Here is a 20115-nt window from a genome sequence, read left to right as displayed (position 1 = left end):
GGGAGAGAAGTCGTACGTGCGCATAGCCAAATCCTCCAAAGAGCAAGATGGGTATGAGAAGCACCGGACACGACCGGTGCCCGTTTGCCTGGACCCGATTGGCGTCCAGGACGCCGGCACCCTTAACGGATGACCTGCGCGGAGATGGAATTAGAACGCGATTTGGCGGTGTCAAGAACGTCCAAGCAAAAAAATGCACAGCGGATAATCAGCCTTTGCGCCGTTCAGGACAGCGCGTCCGTCGGTGCAGCGCCGTATGCATCGGGGCCTTTTTTTATTTGTAGGAACGAAGCGCATCCACTGGCATTGGTCGCCCTGTTCGGTGCCGCACCGCTACCGGCACCTAGACGCCCAGCTACAAACTTGGCCCCAGCTTGTCCGCTCGCTGGGGCCGTTTCTGGTTAGACGAACACATCACTGCCGGCCAGCCGCCCAATAGGAACTAAACGCCCGGGTTGGGTTTTGTGGTCGAGGTAATCATGGCAACTCGGCCTCGGCGCGCCCACCGCGCTGGGGCCTCTTCGCGAAGAGGCCGCCGCCTGAGGCGGCATCCGTATCCAAAAATGATGAAATATCCTACGCACCCGACAACGATGGCCAGCCAGACAAGCAATAGAATGTGATACACGGTATTGGGCAGCACCATTAAGGCTCTCCGGCCCGCTCCGTTGCCGAGTCTTCTTTTTCTTCTTCGATTTGATCACGTCGACCTGCGCTCGCTTCTTCGCGCGAGGTCGCAGCGAGCCAGATTTGGACTTCGCCCTCATCGGTTGTCACACGGACTAGATGAACCTCGGTCGCCTGTTGCATGAGCAATAAAAGCGGGATCGCCGGAATCGTTTCAAAAACCATCACATAAGCTAAGGCGGGAACCTGGAATGGGACACTTCAGCTGACTGACATACGCTAAAGCGCTCGTCCGATCCGAGGCGTAACGATTTGAACATTATGTTCAAGACCGATTTAGATGGCGTCGAGTTCAGCCTTATAGGCTTAGCGGGGATATCGCTCGTCGCGCTCATCGTCAGCGTGAGTTGGCTCTTGGTCAGCTGAACTGTCGTACCTCATTGGAAACGTCAACTTGGCCTCAGCGCTCTCCCGAGCGTTGAGGCCGTTTCTTGGCTTTCGAAAGGCATTTAGTAAAAAACTTCCCGCCGCATCTTTCGGAATTGCTCGCCGCCTAGGCCTTTGGTTGGGACGCATTGATCGCGCGCTCGACCTCATGGGCAAGCATCCGGTGATGCTCTGCCAACTTGGCGAATAGTTGCTTCTTGGTCGTATTGGTCGCCAGCTTGCCGATCAGCTCGCACTCTTCAGCCTCGACCCGAAGCTTCTCCAAATGCGCCTTCATGTCTTGCATTCGGATTCTCCCAGTGCGGATACGGGAGATTATTCCAAGCGAAGTTCGGCGCGCAATAATCTGGAACAGACGGCGACAACTCGGGAGTGAGCTATACGATTGTCAAGTTGAGGTAGCCCGTGAGGCCCATCGCGGTTCCTGCCTCTTTCACAATACAATGAAGTCGCGCTCCAATGGGGCGTTCGTAATTGGGGCGGCTCTAGCGCCGCCGCCTAGCCCTGGAAAGGCTGCTGGGGCCGCCTCGGTTGCGAGTTTACACCCCCGATAGCACAACGCCGCCCGCTTAAAATTCATGCGGTCGGCGTCGGCCCTAGCCCCAGGACGGAATTGCAAAATCCTGATACGTACAGTTTGGCACAAAATGCACGGCGCGCGCATACCCAAGAATGGTTAATGCGTCCGTAGGAATACGGGAAAAGAGCGGCAAGCTCGGGCTGGTCGCGACTTCGATTTCCTGCGCGGCCTGGGGCCGATAATCATAGGCGGCCTTCTTTAGGGCGTTCTTGATTTCCTCATCGGTGACTTAGTCAGCGTGGCTCCGCGTTCTCCCCATGTCTTAAAAGATCTACTCGGCTCATCGTATTCCTCCTCGACCGACAATTTGTCGGCGACGCTTGAGTTCCGTCTAGCAACGGACGCCGTTTGGCGTCCGCGGAGGTCTCGAAGGAGCGGACTGGAGCTAGAATCCGGCGACGCTGCCGTGGAGGTCGTATTCGTCGGAACGCTCGATCTTGGCGGTGACGATCTCGCCGACCTTCAGCGGGCGGCGGCTGGTGAGGTAGACGGCGCCGTCGATGTCGGGCGCGTCGGCCTTTGACCGGCCCTTCGCCACCGTCGGACCGACCTCGTCGATGATGACCTGCTGGCGGGTGCCGACCTTGCGCTTGAGGCGCCTCGTCGAAATCTTCTGCTGGCGTGCCATCAGCGCATTCCAGCGCTCCTGCTTGACCTCGTCGGGCACGGCATTGCCAATCGCGTTCGACGTGGCGCCGGCGACCGGCTCGTATTTGAAGCAGCCGAGGCGATCGATCCCGGCCTCATCGAGCCAGTCGAGCAGATAGGCGAAATCGGAATCGGTCTCGCCGGGGAAGCCGACGATGAAGGTCGAGCGCAGCGTCAGGTCGGGGCACTGCTCGCGCCATTTCTGGATCCGCGCCAGCGTCTTCTCCTGCGCAGCCGGGCGCTTCATCGCACGCAGCACGTCCGGGCTCGCATGCTGGAACGGGATGTCGAGATAGGGCAGCACCTTGCCCTCGGTCATCAGGCCGATGACCTCGTCGACATGCGGGTAGGGGTAGACATATTGCAGCCGCACCCAGGCGCCGAGCTCGCCGAGCTCCTTGGCGAGATCGAAGAATCTTGCGCGGACGCTGCGGTCCTGCCAGGGGCTCTCGGCGTATTTCAGGTCGACGCCATAGGCCGAGGTGTCCTGCGAGATGACGAGCAATTCCTTGACGCCGGCCTTCACCAGCTTCTCGGCCTCGCGCAGCACGTCATTGGCCGGGCGCGACACCAGGTCGCCGCGCAGCTTCGGGATGATGCAGAAGCTGCAGCGGTTGTTGCAGCCTTCGGAAATCTTCAAATACGCGTAGTGCCGCGGCGTCAGCTTGACGCCCTGCGGCGGCACGAGGTCGATGTGCGGGTTGTGCGCCGGCGGCAGCGCGCGGTGTACGGCGTCCAGCACGCTCTCATATTGCTGCGGCCCCGTGATCGAGAGCACGCCGGGGTAGGCGCTCTCGATCTGCTCGGGTTCGGCGCCCATGCAGCCGGTGACGATCACCTTGCCGTTCTCGGCCATGGCCTCGCCGATCGCGGCGAGCGATTCCTGCTTGGCGCTGTCGAGGAAGCCGCAGGTGTTGACGATGACGATGTCGGCGCCATCATGCTTGCGCGCCAGCTCATAGCCCTCCGCGCGCAGCCGGGTGATGATGCGCTCGGAATCGACCAGCGCCTTGGGGCAGCCGAGACTGACGAATGAAATATGGGGCGCTCGTTCCATGTGGTCGCCTGGAGCCTGATCTGAACTGTTCGGATATGGCGATCCAACTAATTGATCCGATGGTAAAATTCAACTGCCCGGCATGTTCCCGCGATGGAAAATTGAGAGTCCTGCATAGTGAATGACATCAAGGAGTGCCAAGGGAACTGAAAGTTTCCTGGTGGGTGGAAGCTTGTTCCGATCGAGCTTACCGAAGCAATGAAGGATGCGCTCTATCAGCCATGCTGGTTGAACGTCTGCTCAACACTCACAAGCGGCACAAAGCGGACATCCGCCAGCCAACGCGATGGGCCAAACTCGGACCTGGCCTCCGGAAAGGGACAGTCGGCCCCTGTCCGGAGGCTATCGCTTGTCGTGCCGCACGGCAGTCCTGTTCATTTGCCCGAGCTCTCCGAGCCGGCAATGCCTAACGGATCACGCCGCAATCTATTTCATGTAACCGACGTAGTAGATTCCGATCACATTTTGCGAGGCGTCCCGTATTGGCTTGTAGCCCGTGATGTAAGGTTTGCCGAGGATATCGACCTCTCCGTAGAAGGCTTCCCCCTTCCTAATGGATTCAATCGCTTTTCCCTTCGGATCCAGAACGGTGCCGATCGCTCGCGAGCCATCGTCCTTTTTCACGTTCGTCGCAACCCGTACGTACTCGTCGCCGCTCTTCACGAAGATCGTGGCCGTGCCTCGAGCTTGTTTCACGACATCATCCACTAATTCAAAATTGTTGTTCATCTTCGTTGAACCGAAGTAGATGGCAGGGACCTCCTTGCCAGCGACGGAATCCGTCCCATCAAGTTTTGGCGGGCCGAGTTTGTGCGCCATCGACTCCATGGTCTCCATCGCCATCTTTACCTTTGCATCTTGAGCTTGCAAATCTTGCGGCATAAGCGTCACGGTCCCGATGAGGCATGACGCGATGAACATTCCGATTGCCCTACGCTTCATGAGGTTTCCTCCTCTCGAAAACGCTGGCACGCGTCAGATACCTCACCGCAATATCGATGACGGCCCGGAGGATCAGGGTGTGGCGACTGAGCTTAGCGTCACGCGATCACCTCGCACTGAGAGGCGGCGCCAGCGTGCGTCTTGATCAAGTTCAGCCAAGGCCATCTTTGATCATCTAAATGGTAACGGAAATCCGATAGGCGTGTGGATCACTTTGAGACATCCCAGCCGCGTCAAAAGCTCGCACAGAGCCGGCGTTTCGAAATCAGCGTGCGGCGCACCACCTAGATGGCGCTGGAGGAATAGGGGCGCTTATCAAGCCCTGAGCAGGGATCAGTGTTAGTGAGAATAGGCGGACGGGAGCCCGCCGGGACTGGTGATGTCGGAAGTGGATTCACGACCGGTGAAGCACGGATTGAGCACATGAGTTCTGCTTCGCCTGTGGAAGCCGACATCTCGCATTAATGAGTGCACGCTTTGACGAGTTGATGGTTCAGATGAAAGTCTGCCTTCGGGCACCGTTTTTCCTTGGGAGTGGGCGGCTCAAAAGTTTAAATTTGTTGTCTCAGGAGCACCCCAAGGACACAAAGCTCACTTTCGGCGCCGCGGCCTCTTGCATATCTCTGATCTGCCTGATGAATGGGCAGGAGCTAGTCCCAATTGCCGAGAGTTACAACCCTTTCCCGGGGCTTCCGGCATGATATGGATGGCCTTGCCGGGTCCTTAAGAGTCGTCGATGAGCGCTGAGTCGTCTCCCAAGATCGTCATAGTCGACGAGAGCCCGATCCGAGCGGCCATCCTGGAGGAGGGACTGCGGGAGGCCGGCTATACGGATGTCGTGCATATCAGCGAGATGCAGAGCCTGCTCTCGCGAATCTATGCGCTCGACCCCGAGATCATCGTCATCGACCTCGAGAATCCCAGCCGCGACGTGCTGGAACAAATGTTCCAGGTTAGCCGTGCCGTCCGCCGGCCGATCGCGATGTTCGTCGACCAGAGCGACGCCGCCTCGATCCAGGCCTCGGTGGAGGCGGGCGTCTCCGCCTACATCGTCGATGGCCTCAAGAAGGAGCGGATGAAACCGATCCTCGATCTCTGCGTCTCGCGCTTCAATGCCTTCGCCAAGCTGCAGGACGAGCTCGATCGCACCAAGCATGCGCTGGAGGAGCGCAAGGTGATCGACCGCGCCAAGGGCATCCTGATGAAGGTGAAGGGGCTGACCGAGGAGGAGGCCTATGTGTTGATGCGCTCGACCGCGATGCGCGAGAAAAAGAAGATCGGCGAGATCGCGCAATCGATCCTGACGGCGTCGGAGCTCCTGAAATGACCACACCCTTGCGCATCGGGTTCATTCCGCTGGTCGACGCTGCCGCGCTGATCGTTGCCGTCGACAAGGGATTTGCCACGGCCGAAGGCCTCGACGTCACGCTGGTGCGGGAAGTGTCGTGGTCGAACGTCCGCGACAAGCTCAATATCGGCCTGTTCGATGCCGCCCATCTGCTGGCGCCGGTGGCGATCGCCTCGAGCCTCGGGCTCGGTCACGTCAAGGTGCCGATCGCGGCGCCCTTCAACCTCGGGCTCAACGGCAATGCCATCACGGTCTCGCCGGCGCTGCACGCCGCGCTGATGGACGAGCTCGACGGCGACCGCTTCGATCCGATGGCCACCGCACAGGCGCTCGCCCGCGTGGTGGCCAAGCGGCGCAAGAGCGGGGCGGAGCCGTTGACCTTCGGCATGACCTTCCCGTTCTCGACCCACAACTACCAGTTGCGGTTCTGGATGGCCGCCGGCGGCGTCGATCCCGACGAGGACGTCCAGCTCGTGGTGCTGCCGCCGCCCTACATGGTCGACAGCCTCGCCAACGGCCATGTCGACGCGTTCTGCGTCGGGGCGCCCTGGAATTCGATCGCGGTCGATCTCGGCATCGGCCACATCCTGCATTTCGTCTCCGACATCCTGCTCAGCGCGGTGGAAAAGGTGCTGGCGGTGCGGCAGAGCTGGTCGGAGAAGCATCCCGATATCGTGGCGGCGCTGGTGCGCGCACATCTGCGCGCCGTGGAGTTCATCGAGCGGCCCGAGAACCGGTCCGAGGTCGCGCGCATCCTGGCGCCGCCCGAGCGGATCGGCGTCGATGCCAGCGTCATCCAGCGCACGCTCGATGGCCAGCTGAAGATCTCGCCCGACGGCACCATGCGCGAGAGCAATCGCTATCTGCTGGTCGGGCGCGAGGCAGCGGCGCGGCCTGACCCGGGGCAGGCGGCCTGGCTCTATGCGCAGATGGTTCGCTGGGCCCAGGCGCCGTACCGGCCGGAGGCGCTGAAGACCGCCATGGCCGTGTTCAGGCCCGATCTCTACGACGCCGCATCGGGTCGCCCGGCCGGCGCCTCCAGTGCCATCGGGGCGTTCGCCGGCCCGCCGTTCGATCCGAGCGACGTTCCGGGCCATCTGGCGGCGTTCAAGATCGGGCGCTGGAAGGCCTGAGCGCGACGCAACTCCGCCTCCACCGCGACGGGCACGGCCGGTGCGTCTTGTTGCCGGGATAAGGGTGAGCAACAGACGCGGGCAGCGGCAGCGCCTCAGCTATCCATCTCCGGCTACTTTGCATGGGGTTGTTTTCGAGATTTTGGTTATTGCGGGATTGGTACGGGTTCCCGACGCCTCGAATTGCAGCGAATAGGATTCTCGGCCGAGCGCGAGAGAAGGAATATTCCTCTCGGAACCGGGTTCCCGAAGGCGGCGGCATCGCTATTTTTGTCGCCCGCTTGAATCTGCCCGCGAACGATATTCCATATGCCCGAGAATGGGGCGTTGGAGATCGACCATGCGCGAGCTATCGGCGGAAGCCCGCCTGCACCTTTACGCGCGAAACATTTCACGGAAGTCCGGGACCGGAATTCACACGGCGGCGCTGTACAGCGCCTTTGCGGTGATCGCGGCGATCGTGTTCGGCACGCTGTCCGTCCACCCGTTCTAGGCGCTTCGGAACATTCAAAAGCCGCCGCCTGATATCGTCAGGCGGCGGCTTTGTGTTGGCTCGATGCCGACAGCTCAGTAGCCGTAACCGTATCCGTAGCCGCCGCCGCAGGTGTTGCAGGTCGGCTGAACCGGCGCATAGTAGGAATAGCCCGGCGAGACCATCTGCACGCGCTCCTGAGTGGCGTATTGCGCCGGAATGCGCTCATAGGCGACGCCTTCGGGCGCGACCATCACCGTCTTCGGCACCATCACGGTGCGATACTGCGCCGGCGTGCGATGCGCGACGACGCGGCCCGGCGCCACCATCACGGTTTCCTGTACCGTGCGATATTGCGGCGGCACGCTCTGCACCTGATAGCAGGTCGTGCACGGCTGCGGCGGCGGCGTAAAGCAGCTGTAGCAGCCGGCGGATGCCGCGCTGGTGAAGGCGGCGGTAGCAACCGCGGCGATGGTGAGGGAGAGGCTGGTGCGGAACATGCTTTCGTACCCAATTTCCTAAGAGGACAATCAAAGGCTCGGAAGCTGCACCTAACAATCAAACGGCAAGTTTGGGTTTAAGAAGACTCTTAACGGAATCTAAAAGGGCCGGCGCGGCAGCCGGCCCTTTTTGGTCGATGCGTTCGCGGCTCAGCGCGCGGTCTTGAACGGCGCAACGGTGATGCCCGCCTGCTTCAGCGCCTCGCGCAGGCCGCGCGCGATCTCGACGGCACCACGCGTGTCGCCATGGATGCAGACGGTATCGGTCTGCATCTTGATCACCTTGCCGGTGACCGAGACGACGGCGCCGTCCTGCACCATCCGCACCACACGATCGGCAATCGCCTTGGGATCGTGCAGCACCGCGCCGGGCTTCTTGCGCGACACCAGGTTGCCATCGTCCTCATAGGCGCGGTCGGCGAACACCTCATGCGCCATGCGCAGATTGGCAGCCTCGCCGGCACGCACCAGTTTCGAATTCGCCAGCACCACGAAAATCAGGCTCGGGTCGACCGCCTTGATCGCATTGGCGATCGCCCTTGCAGTCATGTCGTCCTCGCAGGCGACGTTGGAAATCGCGCCATGGGCCTTCACATGGGTGACCTTGTGGCCGGCCGCGGTCGCGATCGCCTGCAGGGCGCCGATCTGATAAGCGATCAGGTTCTCGATCTCCGAGGACGTCAGTCCCGGCATCGGGCGGCGGCCAAAGCCGTGCAGGTCGCGATAACCGGGATGGGCGCCGACGCTGACGCCGCGCGCCTTCGCGAGCTCGACCGTCTTGCGCATGATGTCGGCGTCGCCGGCATGAAAGCCGCAGGCGACGTTGACCGAGGTCGCAAGCTCGATCATCGCGGCATCATTGCCCATTTCCCACGGGCCAAAGCTTTCGCCGAGATCGCAATTGAGGTCGATGGTTGAGGTCATGACGATCGATCCGTCTGTTGTTGTACAGATTCAGGGTAGCGCAACTTGCCAGGTCGACACATCGACGGCGTTGACGGCCTGACCCGCGACATTCGCATCCCGCAGCGCTTCGATGTTGAGGCCAAAATCCTCAATGCCGCGGAGGCGGTCAGGCAGGGAACGCAGCAGCTCGTGGAACTTGATCGCCTCGGCCTGCGCTTCCGCCATCGTCACCGCCTTGAAGCGGAACGGCCGGCCGGCCGAGATCTGCGCGAAGCGGCCGAAATCGGCCGTGATCACCGTCGCGATCTTCGGATAGCCGCCGCTGGTGCCGCGGTCCGGCATCAGCACGATCGGCTGCCCGTTGCCGGGCACCTGGATGCTGCCGTTCACGGTGCCGTCGGAGACGATGTTGTGGCCGTCGAGATGCTTGATAACGGGACCTTCGAGGCGATAGCCCATGCGGTCGCTGGTCGCCGAAATCTTCCACTCGCTGTCGACCAACAGCTTCTTGTTGTCCTCGGCGAACTCGTCATCCTGCGGGCCGAACACGATGCGGATCGGCGCATCGGTCGCGGCCGGCAATTCGATGCGGCGCTCGGGCGCGCCGCTTGCGGCTTGCGTCTTCAACTCGTCGCCGCTTTGCAGCGGCCGCGGGTAGGGGCTGCCAAGCCCGGCGCGGGCGTTGACGGCGAGGCTGCCGAACATCGGCTCGCCCTCGATGCCGTGCTCGATCGCGAGATAGCTGAACGAGCCGCCGCGGGCGAAGCCGAGAGTGAGCGTCTCACCTTCGGCGAGCGTCGCCGAACTGTCGAACGCGACTGGCCGGCCGCCGATATCGGTATTGCGCGACGCGCCGGCGAGGGCGACGCGCACCGCGCCGCCGCGCGCGGTGAAGCTGGCGCCGAACGGGCCGATCTCGACCGCGGCGGCGAACAGTTCGTTGCCGACCAGCGTATTGGCGGCCGCCAGCGAAAGCCGGTCCATTGCGCCGCTCGGCACGAGACCGTAGCGCTGCGAGCCCGGACGACCAGCGTCCTGCACCGAGCTTGCCGGACCGATCGAGGTGACGACGAGCTTGCTCATGGCGTCACCAGTTCCGCGACGAACTCGCCGGCCTCGGCGGCGCGGTCCTGTTCGGCAAAGGTCTTGGCATCCACCGCCGTGAAGGTGATGGCGTCGCCCGGCTCCAGCAGGAAGGTCGGATCGCGATGCAACTGGTAGGTTCGCACCGGGGTGCGGCCGAGCAGGTGCCAGCCGCTCGGACCGGCCAGGCACTGCACGCCGGTCTGGATGCCGCCGATCGAAATGGTGCCGGCTGGGGTCAGGAGCCGCGGATCCTTGCGCCGGGGCATGTGCAGGAACTTCTCCAGTCCGCTGAGATAGGACCAGCCCGGCGTGAAGCCGATCATGGCGACGCGATAGTCGCCGGCGACATGGCGCGCCACGATCTGGTCGGGCGTGGTTTTGAGCGCCTTCGCGACATCCTCGAGATCGATGCCGTGCTCGCCGCCATAGGTCACCGGGATGCGCCAGCGCCGCGTTCCGGTCTCGGTCGGCGGCGCCTTCGCGGCGCGTGCCAGCAGCTGCTCGCCGAGCGCATCGAAGCTGATCCGCACAGGGTCGTAATGCACCAGCAGCGACCGGTAGGTCGGCACGGTCTCGGTGATCCCGGCGATCGGCTCGGCGGATATCACGCGGTCGAGCGCCAGCACCCGCCGGTTGGCGGCGGCGTCGATGGTGCGGCTGAATTCCACCGTGATGGCGCTGTCGCCACTCGGCAAAAGGCGGGGAGGACTTAAGGGTTCGGCCATTGGGTCAAGCGCTGTCGTCAGCCATCAAGCTAGCGTGTTTCGAGATAAAACGGAATTCGCTTAGTGCAAAATGATGCAGCAACTTCAATAAATTAATCGGCATGCCGCCGATAAATTTGGATGATCGCAGCTTTTTCGCGCAGCCCTTGACGCAAAGCCTTTGCCCGGCAACATGCGCCGGTCTTTTCCTCCATCGGAGCACTCTTTCCAGATGTCACTGTCCGCCGAAGCGATCGCGACGCTGTCGCATGTGTCCACCGCCACCATCACCACCGTCCTGCTCAAGAAGGGCCTGCGCAACATCTGGATGCGCGGCACCAAGCCGCTGAAGCCGGGGCAGAAGCGGCTGGTCGGACCGGCCTTCACGCTGCGTTTCGTGCCGGCCCGTGAGGATCTGGCGACGCCGGAATCCTGGTCGTCGCCGATTTCGACCCGCACCGCGATCGAGGCGATGCCAACGGGCTGCATTGCCGTGGTCGACGCCATGGGCATCACCGATGCCGGCATTTTCGGCGACATCCTCTGCGCCCGCATGGCCAAGCGCGGGGTGACGGCGCTGATCACCGACGGTGTGGTGCGCGACGTCGAGGGCGTACTCGGTACCGGCCTGCCGGTGTGGTGCGACGGCTACGCGGCTCCGCCGTCAGTTGCAGGTCTGACCTTCGTCGGCTGGGGCGAACCGATCGGCTGCGGCGGCGTTGCCGTATTCCCGAACGACGTGGTGGTGGCCGACCAGGACGGCGCGGTGCTGATCCCGCAGGCGTTCCTCGATCACGTGCTGGCCGAGGGGCCGGAGCAGGAACGGATGGAAGCCTGGATCGTCAACGAGGTGAACAATGGCGCCCAGCTGCCCGGCCTGTATCCGATGAATGCCGAGACCAAGGCGCGCTACGCCGCCACCAAGAAATAACGTCAAGAAAGGGAGGTAACCCCATGGACATCCACGTTTCCGGCTCGCGGCCGACCCGCCGCGCGCCGAAGGAGAATTTTACCGGCACGGTGTTTCAGGACCCGATCAACATGGCGCCTGCGCCGGCGCGGCTCAACGCCTCGCGCGTGTCGTTCGAGCCCGGCGCACGCACCGCCTGGCACACCCATCCGCTCGGGCAGACGCTGTATGTGATCTCCGGCATCGGGCGCGTGCAGGCCAAGGGCGGCCCGATCAGGGAGATCCGTCCCGGCGATGTCGTCTGGATTCCGCCGAACGAGAAGCACTGGCACGGGGCCTCGCCGGACAACAGCATGACCCACATCGCCATGCAGGAGGCGCTCGATGGCGTCTATTCGACCTGGATGGAGCATGTCACCGACGAGGAATACAACGGCAAGGTCGGCTGAAGCGTCGTAGCAGTTCGTAAGATGAAAGCCCCGCTCTTGAGCGGGGCTTTTTCGTATGCGTAGCCCGGATGGAGCGAAGCGCAATCCGGGGCAATCTCTCTCTCGGTGAAAACCCCGGATTTCGCGGAGCCTGTCATCGGGCGCGCGTTCGCGCGACCCGTTGGCTTCATCCGGGCTACGAATTCCGGCCGATCAATTCACCCGCGTCCATGTCTGGCCGCCGCAGAACATGCCGCCGAACGCACAGCCCTGGACGCGCAGCGTGTCCGGGCTCTTCATCGCAATGGTGGAATCGTAGGTGCTGCCGCTGTTCGAATCGAAGATGCGGCCGCTCCACTTGTCCTTGCCCGGCTTCATGTTGATCAGAACCTGTTCGCCGTTGGCGTTCGATTTCTTGTCGACGGCGTAGCCGCAGAGATTGGCACCACATTGCTCGATGCGGATCTTGCCTTCCTTCTCTTCGGTGAGCCAGACGCCGAGCGGCGAGTTCGCTGCTTGCACGGGATTGGCAAGCGGCTTGGGCGCCGGAGCGTTCGGCGAGGCGGCACCAACGGTTGGAGCGGCGGTGGGCTTTGCGGCCGGCGCAGCAGTTTGCGGCACGGCTGGCGGCGCGGGCGGCGGCGGCGTGGTCGCTGCTGTAGCTGAAGGCGGCGTGGCCGCAACACCCGTGCCGGCCGGCTCTGTCGTTGTTGCGGCAGCCGCCGGCGGGACGGCGGCCTGATCGACGGCCGGCGGAGCGGGCGGAGCAGCCGCCGCGGGCGCGCTGGGCGGCGCGGTCTGGGAATCCGTCTTGGTGTCCGTCCTGGCGTCCGTCTTGGCGTCCTTCGGGGCCTTGCGCTTCTGCTCGGTGTCCTCGCTTTTGGCGCGCTTGGCGCCGCGGCCGGTATTGTCGTAGACGCCGGGGATCGAAACCGTGCCGCGATCGGGATCGATGCGAATGGTGCGGCCGCCGTAATCGAATGTGTACTGCGCCTGCGCTGCGGCCGTGCTCGCAAGTACGAGCGTGGCGATCGCCAGAAGCTTTCTCATCTCGATCTCCGATGCAGGGAACTCCGTTCGCAAGGCTATCCGGTGACCGCCTCGTTGAACGTGCCCCAGATCACGGTCAGAACATGAGTCGTATCCTTGCCGGCTTGGGTTCAAATCGCTGGATTGCGGTCTGGTTTCAGGCCGCGCGCTTCAAATGATGCGCGTGATGCAGCTATTCGAACCACGCGGCGTAGATTTTCGCGTAGCTGCCATCTTCGCGCGCGATGTGAAGCCATTGGTCGACGAACGCCTTCAATGCGACGTCGCGCTGCATCCAGTAGGCCTTTTCCGCGAAGTCGAACGGCTTGTCGGGATGCACGGCGCACAGCACGCCGGGGTGCAGCTTCTGCTGATAGCGCGTCTCGGACGCATCGGTCATCATCAGGTCGGCGTCGCCCTTGGCGATCTCGTCGAAGATCTTGGTGTTGTCGTTGAAGACCCGGATCTCGGCGGTTTTCACATGGGCGCGCGCGAAGCGCTCGTTGGTGCCGCCGGGATTGACGATGACGCGGGTGCCGGGTTTGTCGATCTCGGCGATCGTCTCAAACTTGCCTTTGTCGGCGCAGCGCGCGATCGGCGTCTTGCCTTCGCGCATGATCGGGGTCGAGAACAGGCCCTTCTTCTGCCGGTCGAAGGTGATGGAGACACCGCCCATCGCGATGTCGAAATTGTCTGCCTCGAAATCCCTGGTCATCTGCGGCCACGATGTCGGCACGAACTCGACCTTAACGCCGAGCGCCTTGCCGAGCGACTGCGCCATGTCGACATCGAAGCCGCGGAAGGCCTTGGTCTCCTTGTCGAGATAGGTGAAGGGCAAGTAGTCGCCGGTCATGCCGACGCGCAGGATACCGTGCTTGACGATCTCATCGAGCCGGGACGGCGCCTGCTGCGCGTGCGCGGCAGACAAGAGCAAAGCCAGAGCGAGGCCGGCGAGCGCGCGAAACATCGAGGTCTTCTCCATCCGCATCTGATTGCGATGCCCGAAGGGCACGTATCGCGTCTCAGGCCTCGTTGCTGTCCTCGCTCGCCCGAATGACGCTCGCAGTGCGGCTGAGCATCTCGTGCTTGAAATGCTCGAAGCGCCGCCGCGCTTGGGCCTCGCGATCGTCGACGAATTTGATCGCGGCATCCCCGTCCATCGGGCCGTTGACGAGTGGGGTCGATGCCTCGCCGACGGTCTCGTCGACATAATATTGGGCGCCGTCCTGGCGCACTGTCCAGCGGAAGCGCAGCGCGGCCATCGGACCTGGGCCGGACTTCGAATAGCCATTGGCCTCGATCGATTGGGGGGGCGGCTGGATCGGCTCCGGCTCCGCTTCCGGCTCGCTCGTCTCCGGTTCACTTGCCTCAGCTTTATTTGCCTCAGCTTTACTTGGCTCAGCCGTTTCGACCGGTTCGGGCTCCTCGATCGGAGGCGGCTCGACCGCCGTCGGCTCGGCAGGCGCGGCCTCGACGGACACGGCCGTGACGGCCACGACCTGGATGGACGGCGGCAAAGGCGGCGGCATTGCTATCGAGGCCGGCGGCTCCGCGGCGGGCTCAGCTGGCTTGTCCGCCGTCTTGTCGGTCGATTTGGAGGTCTCGGGAGGTGTGGTCGTCTGGTCGAGAATGCTCGCGATTGCGGCCAGCGCATTGTCGGTCGGATCATTCACGGTTTGGTCTCCCAAGCTGACGCCGCGCGGAATCGTGCCGACGCCCTCTCTATCTACCTGATCTGACTATCCTTTGTCAGCCCTGGCGGTTCCGGCGCGCAGCCTTGAAGCGAAGCGAGATTCGCTTCGCTTGAAAGCGCCGCTAGGCGCAAACCGGCGGACGCCGGTCCTTCCAGGGGCGCACCTGTTCGAGTTGGCCGGCCAGGCGGAACAGCAATCCTTCCTCGCCGAGCTTGGCAGCGAACATCATGCCGAGCGGCAGACCGGCCTTGTTCCAGGCCAGCGGCACCGACATCGCCGGCTGTCCGGACATGTTGAACATCGAGGTGCCCGGCATGTAGCGGCGCAGCACCGGCGCGATGTGGCCGAGGTCCTCGGACATCGTGTTCAGCTCGCCGAGGCGGAGCGGCGGCGCGCACAGCGTCGGGCTGAGGAAGATGTCGCAACCTTCGAAGAAGGTCGCAAGCGCGCGAGAGATCTGGAACGCCGCAAGCTGCGCGGCCACGTAGTCGGCTGGGTTCATCTTTGTCGCATTCTGGGCGCTGGCGAGCGTCAGCCGCTCGACATCATCCGGCGTCAGGGTGCGCCCGACGCGCTGTTCGAGCAGACGGATGGTCAGCGCCGTGTTGCCGCCGACGATGGTCGTCATGACTGCGGCGGGATCGGCCGCAAGCGGCGGCGCGCGCTCCTCGACATGATGGCCGAGGCTCGCCAGCAGCTTGGCTATGTCGCGCACGGCCGCGGCGATCTCGGGATCAATGGCATCGCCATACGGCGACTTGTCGGTGAAGCTGATGCGCAAATGGCCGGGATCGCGGCCGACTTCCTGCGAGAACGGCCGCTCCGGCGGCGGCGCGACATAGAGGCTCGACGGCTCCGGGCCGTGGATCGCATCCATCATGACCGCGCTGTCGCGGACGCTGATGCTAAGCACATGGCCGACGGAGAAGCCGCCCCAGCCTTCGCCGCGATCGGGCCCGCAGGGGTTGCGGGCACGCGTCGGCTTCATGCCGAACACGCCGGAGGCGGAGGCGGGGATCCGGATCGACCCGCCGCCGTCGCTGGCATGCGCGACGGGCAGGATGCGGGCCGCGACCGCAGCCCCGGCGCCGCCGGACGAGCCGCCGGAGGAATGGTCGAGATTCCAGGGATTGCGGGTCGGGCCGAACAGGCGGGATTCCGTCGTCGGCATCAACCCGAATTCCGGGCTCGAGCTCTTGCCGAAGATCGCAAGCCCGGCATCGAGGAAACGCTGGGTCAGGGTGCCGTTGTGATCGGCGACGAAGTCCTTCAGCAGGCTGGCACCCGACGTGGTGCGGGTGCCTTCGAGCAGATCGAGGTCCTTCAGCAGGAACGGCACGCCGGTGAAGGGACCGTCAGGCAACCCCTTGGCGATCTGGCGCTCGGCATAGTCGTAATGCTTGACGACGACAGCGTTGATCTTGGGATCGACGGCGGCGGTGCGCGCGATCGCCTCGTCGAGCAGATCCTTCGGCGTCACGTCCTTGTTGCGGACGAGCTCGGCGAGACCGACCGCATCGTAGTTGCCGAATTCCTTGAAAGCCATGTGGGTACTCCGCATCGCCAGGCCGATCTTTCGGATCGGCCGCGGCGCAAACGAGGAAGGCCGAAAGCTCAGCCGAGGACGTCCTGGTTGATCACATTCTGGCGCAGCGGATTGCCATCCAGCACGCTCAGGATATTGCGTGCGGTCTGCTCGCTCATGCGATCGACGGCCTCGACCGTGACGCCCGCGACGTGCGGCGCCATGATCACGTTGGGCAAAGCGTGCAGGGGCTGGCCGACCGGCGGCGGTTCGACCTCGAACACGTCGAGGCCGGCGCCGGCGAGCTTGCCCGACACCAGCGCGTCGTGCAGCGCCTTCTCGTCGACGATACCGCCGCGGGCAGTGTTGATGAGATAGGCGGTCGGCTTCATCAGCCGCATCCGCGCGGCATTGAACAGCCCGACCGTTTCGGGATTCTTCGGGCAGTGGATCGTGACGAAGTCCGCCCGCGGCAGCGCCGCTTCGAGGCTCGACACGGCCTCGCAGCCGGCCGCGGTGATCTCGCTGGCGGGCTTGTAGGGATCGTAGACCAGCACGTTCATTTCCATGGCGAGGCAGCGCTTGGCGGTGCGGGAGCCGATCCGGCCGAAGCCCACGATCAGCACGGTCTTGCCGTAGAGGTCGAACGGCAGCACGCCGAGCCGGCTCGCCCAGGTGCCGTCCTTGACCATCGTGTGCATTTCCTGCGCGCGCTTGGCCAGCGTCAGCATCATGAACAAGGCTTGTTCGGCGACCGACGGCGAGTTCGCGGTGCCTGCGACCATCAGCGGCACCTTGCGGCGCGACAGCGCCGGAACATCGACGGCGTCATAGCCGACGCCGATCCGGGTCACCACCATCATGCCCTTGGACGCCTCCAGCTCCGCCTCGCCGAAGCGGGTTGCGCCGAGCGCCACGCCATGGACCGGCGCATGCTGCTCGAGCATGGTCTGAAAGTCCTTGGCGGAGATCAGGTTGGGAAATTCGATGAGTTCTACGTCGTCCCGCTCGTTGAGGAGCACCCGTGCCCCCGGCGACAGAGTCTGGGTAATAAAGATCTTCTTCTTGTTCGTGGCCATTTCCTGCCCTTGAGGTTTCTTGTGCGCCGTCAAAGGACGGCGCCGGTCACCTCGTTTAGCAAATGCATATTGTTGAGGTCCACAGCCAATCGGAGCGGGCTGCCATCCTGCGCACCGGCATTGGGATTGACCCGGCCGCAGACCTGGGTGCCCTCGAGCGTGAAATAGACCAAGGTCTCCATCCCCATCGGCTCGGTGACGTCGAGCGTCGCGTCGAACGGCTCGACGCCCGGTTCGGCATGCGGCCGCGCCTCCATGACGTGCTCGGGCCGGATGCCCAGCAACAGCTTGTCGGTGCGGGAGAGAGCCTGGTAGCGGGCGGCGCGTGCCGGCGGCAGCGTGAAAGCGAGGCGATCGGTCAGCCGGACGTTGAGCTTGCCTGCGGTGTCCTCGAGCCTGCACGGCACGAAGTTCATCGCGGGCGAGCCGATGAAGCTTGCGACGAACCGGGTCGCCGGCTTGTGGTAGAGTTCGTTGGGCGTGCCGATCTGCTCGATCCTGCCGTGGTTCATCACCACCACGCGGTCGGCGAGCGTCATCGCCTCGACCTGGTCGTGGGTGACGTAGACGGTTGTGGTGCGGACCTTCTGATGCACCTTCTTGATCTCGATCCGCATCTGCACGCGCAGCTTGGCGTCGAGGTTGGACAGCGGCTCGTCGAACAGAAACACCTTCGGATTGCGCACGATCGCCCGTCCCATCGCGACGCGCTGGCGCTGGCCGCCGGAGAGCTGCTTCGGCTTGCGGTCGATCAGGTCGGTGATGTCGAGCATGCGGGCGGCCTCGGTGACCCGGCTCTTGATCTCCGCCTTGGGATAGTGCTTCAGGCGCAGACCGAACGACATGTTCTCGGCAACGGTCATGTGCGGATAGAGCGCATAGTTCTGGAACACCATCGCGATGTCGCGGTCCTTCGGCGGCACGTCGTTGACGACGTCGCCGCCGATCATGATGTCGCCGTCGGAAATATCCTCGAGGCCGGCGATCATCCGCAGCGTCGTCGACTTGCCGCAGCCGCTCGGCCCGACCAGCACCACGAACTCATGGTCGGCGATATCAAGGTCGATGCCGCGCACCGCCTCGACCTCATCGTAACGCTTCACAACCTTCCGCAAACTGACGTCAGCCATAAGTTCAACCCTTTGTCGCACCGGCGGTCAGGCCGGCAATGTAGTAGTCCATCAGGAAGGCGTAGATGATCAGCGGCGGCGCGGCGCCGAGCAGGGCGCCGGTCATGATCTGTCCCCAGTTGAAGACGTCACCCTTGATCAGGGTCGTGATGATGCCGACCGGCAGCACCAGCTGATCGGTCGATGTCGTGAACACCAGCGGATAGAGGAACTGAGCCCAGGAGACGGTGAAGGCAAAGATCGTGGCCGCGATCAGGCCGGGCAGAGCGACCGGAATGAAGATGCGGGTCAGCGTCTGGAACCAGCTCGCGCCGTCGATGATCGCCGCCTCGTCAAGGTCCTTCGGGATCGAGGCGAAATAGCCGATCATGATCCAGGTGCAGAACGGCACCGTCAACGTCGGATAGATGAACAGCAGGACATACCAGCGATTGATGAGCTGGATGCCGGTCCAGTCGCCGATCACCGCGAACATCTTGAACAGCGGGATGAACAGCAGGCTGTCGGGGATAAGGTAGGTCAGGAATACGCCGGTCGCGAGCGTGGCCGAGCCCCAGAACTTCATCCGTGCCAGCGCAAAAGCCGCCGGCACGCTGATCAGCATCGTGATGGTGACCACGATGATCGAGACCCAGGCCGAATTCCAGAAGAAGCGCAGGAACTGATTCGAGGTCAGCAACTCGGCGTAGTTGGAGAGCGTCGGATGATAGACCCACCACGGGTTGGTCGCCGCGGAAATCTCCGCGCTGCTCTTCAGCGAGGTGATCAGCATGTAGAGCGGCGGCACCAGCGAAAAGATCGCAAACAGCACCAGGAAGAAATAGGACCAGCGTAGCGCCCAGGCGCGGTCGCGGCTCATGCTGCCGTACTTGACCTTGCGGGTCGGTCCGGACTTGTCGATCGTCAGCGAGCTCATCAGGCTTCGTTCCCGCGTTTGGTGATGTCGCGCAGGATGAAGATCGCCGCGACCGCGAGGATCGGCACCATGAACAGCGAAACGCTGGCGCCGAGCGGCACATCGCTGCCCTCGATGCCGACGCGGAACGCCCAGGTGGCGAAGATATGGGTGTGGTCGAGCGGGCCGCCCGCGGTCAGGATGCGCACGATGTCGAAATTGGCGAAGGTCACGATCAGCGAGAACAGCGTCGTGATCGCGATGATGTTGCGCATCATCGGCAGGGTCACGTACCAGATCCGCTGCCACCAATTGGCGCCGTCGATCGCGGCCGCCTCATAAAGCTGCTCGGGCACCGATTTCAACGCCGCCAGATACATGATCATGAAGAATGGCGCGCCGTACCAGACGTTGACCAGGATCACCGAGAAGCGCGCCCACATCGCATCGCCGGTCCACGGGATCGGCCCGATGCCGAAGAAGGAAAGCGTGTAGTTGAAGGCGCTGTAGGAGGGGTCGAACAGCCAGAGCCACGCCAGCGTGCTCATCGCCGGCGGGATCACCCACGGCACCAGCAGCATGCCGCGCCACTTGCGCTGCTTGTTGGCGGGTACGTTGTGCACGAAATGCGCGACGATGAAGCCGATCAGGGCTTTGAAGATTACCGCCGAGATCGCGAAAATGCAGGATTGCTTGACCACCAGCCAGAAGGTGTCGCGCTTGAACAGGAACTCGAAATTGCCGAACCCGACGAACTTCGTCATCGCCTTGTTCAGCGTCGCAAGGTGCAAGGAGTAGAGGGCCGGGTAGAGCACCAGGATCGCGATCAGGAGGATCAGCGGCAAGGTCATCAGGAACGCGGCCATCGACTTGCGCCGCAGCGCGTTGCGCAGGCCGACGCGCCTTCGTCCCGTCTGGGCAGCGGCTGCGCGGTTGGATTGGAATGCGACATCAACCATAACGCAGGTCCCTCGC

At 63.3% G+C, this 20115-nt stretch carries 21 protein-coding genes; 5 read left to right on the top strand and 16 right to left on the bottom strand.

Going from position 1 to position 20115, the window contains the following annotated elements; genetic code table 11:
* Window positions 1-645: 645 nt before the first annotated feature.
* The 4 genes from PMN64_RS24965 to PMN64_RS24950 all read right to left on the bottom strand — a co-directional run bounded on the left by PMN64_RS24965 (window position 646) and on the right by PMN64_RS24950 (window position 4301).
* The gene (locus PMN64_RS24965) at window positions 646-852 is read right to left on the bottom strand and encodes a hypothetical protein (RefSeq protein ID WP_411782538.1); all 207 of its coding nucleotides are present in this window, start codon (window positions 850-852) and stop codon (window positions 646-648) included.
* Window positions 853-1180: 328 nt separating this feature from the next.
* The gene (locus tag PMN64_RS24960) at window positions 1181-1360 is read right to left on the bottom strand and encodes a hypothetical protein (RefSeq protein WP_411782537.1); all 180 of its coding nucleotides are present in this window, start codon (window positions 1358-1360) and stop codon (window positions 1181-1183) included.
* Between the two features lie 679 nt (window positions 1361-2039).
* Window positions 2040-3359: a 30S ribosomal protein S12 methylthiotransferase RimO gene (rimO, locus tag PMN64_RS24955; RefSeq protein WP_411782536.1), complete on the bottom strand. Its 1320-nt coding sequence runs from the start codon at window positions 3357-3359 to the stop codon at window positions 2040-2042.
* A gap of 426 nt (window positions 3360-3785) precedes the next feature.
* Window positions 3786-4301 (bottom strand): Cache 3/Cache 2 fusion domain-containing protein, encoded by a 516-nt coding sequence (locus PMN64_RS24950; protein ID WP_411782535.1) that lies wholly within the window; start codon window positions 4299-4301, stop codon window positions 3786-3788.
* Between the two features lie 736 nt (window positions 4302-5037).
* Here PMN64_RS24950 and PMN64_RS24945 point away from each other — a divergent pair.
* The 3 genes from PMN64_RS24945 (at window position 5038) to PMN64_RS24935 (ending at window position 7275) form a co-directional block, all read left to right on the top strand.
* A complete protein-coding gene (locus PMN64_RS24945) occupies window positions 5038-5628 on the top strand; it encodes an ANTAR domain-containing response regulator (protein WP_028332037.1) in 591 nt (196 codons plus the stop codon).
* On the top strand, window positions 5625-6782 hold the full coding sequence (locus PMN64_RS24940) for a CmpA/NrtA family ABC transporter substrate-binding protein (RefSeq protein ID WP_411782534.1): 1158 nt from the start codon (window positions 5625-5627) through the stop codon (window positions 6780-6782). The genes PMN64_RS24945 and PMN64_RS24940 overlap by 4 nt, the downstream gene beginning before the upstream one ends.
* Before the next feature lie 340 nt (window positions 6783-7122).
* Complete coding sequence (locus PMN64_RS24935) at window positions 7123-7275, top strand: hypothetical protein (protein ID WP_016844408.1); 153 nt, start codon at window positions 7123-7125, stop codon at window positions 7273-7275.
* 74 nt (window positions 7276-7349) lie between these two features.
* Here the strand turns inward: PMN64_RS24935 and PMN64_RS24930 are convergent, their stop codons facing one another.
* The 4 genes from PMN64_RS24930 to pxpB all read right to left on the bottom strand — a co-directional run bounded on the left by PMN64_RS24930 (window position 7350) and on the right by pxpB (window position 10471).
* The gene (locus PMN64_RS24930; RefSeq protein WP_411782533.1) at window positions 7350-7754 is read right to left on the bottom strand and encodes a hypothetical protein; all 405 of its coding nucleotides are present in this window, start codon (window positions 7752-7754) and stop codon (window positions 7350-7352) included.
* A gap of 150 nt (window positions 7755-7904) precedes the next feature.
* Window positions 7905-8678, bottom strand: a complete 774-nt coding sequence (locus PMN64_RS24925; RefSeq protein WP_411782532.1) for a LamB/YcsF family protein — start codon at window positions 8676-8678, stop codon at window positions 7905-7907.
* A gap of 30 nt (window positions 8679-8708) precedes the next feature.
* Window positions 8709-9743: a biotin-dependent carboxyltransferase family protein gene (locus tag PMN64_RS24920; protein WP_411782531.1), complete on the bottom strand. Its 1035-nt coding sequence runs from the start codon at window positions 9741-9743 to the stop codon at window positions 8709-8711.
* Entirely contained in the window at window positions 9740-10471 is a 732-nt protein-coding gene (gene pxpB, locus PMN64_RS24915; protein ID WP_411782530.1) for a 5-oxoprolinase subunit PxpB, read from the bottom strand. The genes PMN64_RS24920 and pxpB overlap by 4 nt, the downstream gene beginning before the upstream one ends.
* A gap of 211 nt (window positions 10472-10682) precedes the next feature.
* Here pxpB and PMN64_RS24910 point away from each other — a divergent pair, with 211 nt between their 5' ends.
* Complete coding sequence (locus PMN64_RS24910; RefSeq protein WP_028340681.1) at window positions 10683-11381, top strand: ribonuclease activity regulator RraA; 699 nt, start codon at window positions 10683-10685, stop codon at window positions 11379-11381.
* A 23-nt stretch (window positions 11382-11404) separates the two neighbouring features.
* Window positions 11405-11809, top strand: a complete 405-nt coding sequence (locus tag PMN64_RS24905) for a cupin domain-containing protein (protein ID WP_411782528.1) — start codon at window positions 11405-11407, stop codon at window positions 11807-11809.
* A gap of 192 nt (window positions 11810-12001) precedes the next feature.
* Here PMN64_RS24905 and PMN64_RS24900 read toward each other — a convergent pair whose 3' ends face one another.
* The 8 genes from PMN64_RS24900 to PMN64_RS24865 form a co-directional block, all read right to left on the bottom strand.
* On the bottom strand, window positions 12002-12838 hold the full coding sequence (locus PMN64_RS24900) for a DUF2147 domain-containing protein (protein WP_411782527.1): 837 nt from the start codon (window positions 12836-12838) through the stop codon (window positions 12002-12004).
* A gap of 172 nt (window positions 12839-13010) precedes the next feature.
* Window positions 13011-13784 carry a transporter substrate-binding domain-containing protein gene (locus PMN64_RS24895; protein WP_411782526.1) on the bottom strand — a complete coding sequence of 258 codons (774 nt, stop codon included), beginning with the start codon at window positions 13782-13784 and terminating at the stop codon, window positions 13011-13013.
* 55 nt (window positions 13785-13839) lie between these two features.
* A complete protein-coding gene (locus PMN64_RS24890; protein WP_411782525.1) occupies window positions 13840-14490 on the bottom strand; it encodes a hypothetical protein in 651 nt (216 codons plus the stop codon).
* A gap of 142 nt (window positions 14491-14632) precedes the next feature.
* A complete protein-coding gene (locus PMN64_RS24885; RefSeq protein ID WP_411782524.1) occupies window positions 14633-16057 on the bottom strand; it encodes an amidase in 1425 nt (474 codons plus the stop codon).
* Between the two features lie 68 nt (window positions 16058-16125).
* Entirely contained in the window at window positions 16126-17115 is a 990-nt protein-coding gene (locus PMN64_RS24880) for a hydroxyacid dehydrogenase (RefSeq protein ID WP_038386335.1), read from the bottom strand.
* A 29-nt stretch (window positions 17116-17144) separates the two neighbouring features.
* The gene (locus tag PMN64_RS24875; RefSeq protein ID WP_411782523.1) at window positions 17145-18245 is read right to left on the bottom strand and encodes an ABC transporter ATP-binding protein; all 1101 of its coding nucleotides are present in this window, start codon (window positions 18243-18245) and stop codon (window positions 17145-17147) included.
* 4 nt (window positions 18246-18249) lie between these two features.
* Window positions 18250-19161, bottom strand: a complete 912-nt coding sequence (locus PMN64_RS24870) for a carbohydrate ABC transporter permease (protein WP_411782522.1) — start codon at window positions 19159-19161, stop codon at window positions 18250-18252.
* The gene (locus PMN64_RS24865) at window positions 19161-20099 is read right to left on the bottom strand and encodes a carbohydrate ABC transporter permease (protein WP_411782521.1); all 939 of its coding nucleotides are present in this window, start codon (window positions 20097-20099) and stop codon (window positions 19161-19163) included. Before PMN64_RS24865 ends, PMN64_RS24870 begins: the two co-directional genes overlap by 1 nt.
* Between the last annotated feature and the right edge of the window lie 16 nt (window positions 20100-20115).

This window comes from Bradyrhizobium sp. UFLA01-814 (genome assembly GCF_046718885.1).
Classification (GTDB): Bacteria; Pseudomonadota; Alphaproteobacteria; order Rhizobiales; family Xanthobacteraceae; genus Bradyrhizobium; species Bradyrhizobium elkanii.
This window is presented reverse-complemented; position numbering and strand designations above follow the sequence as displayed.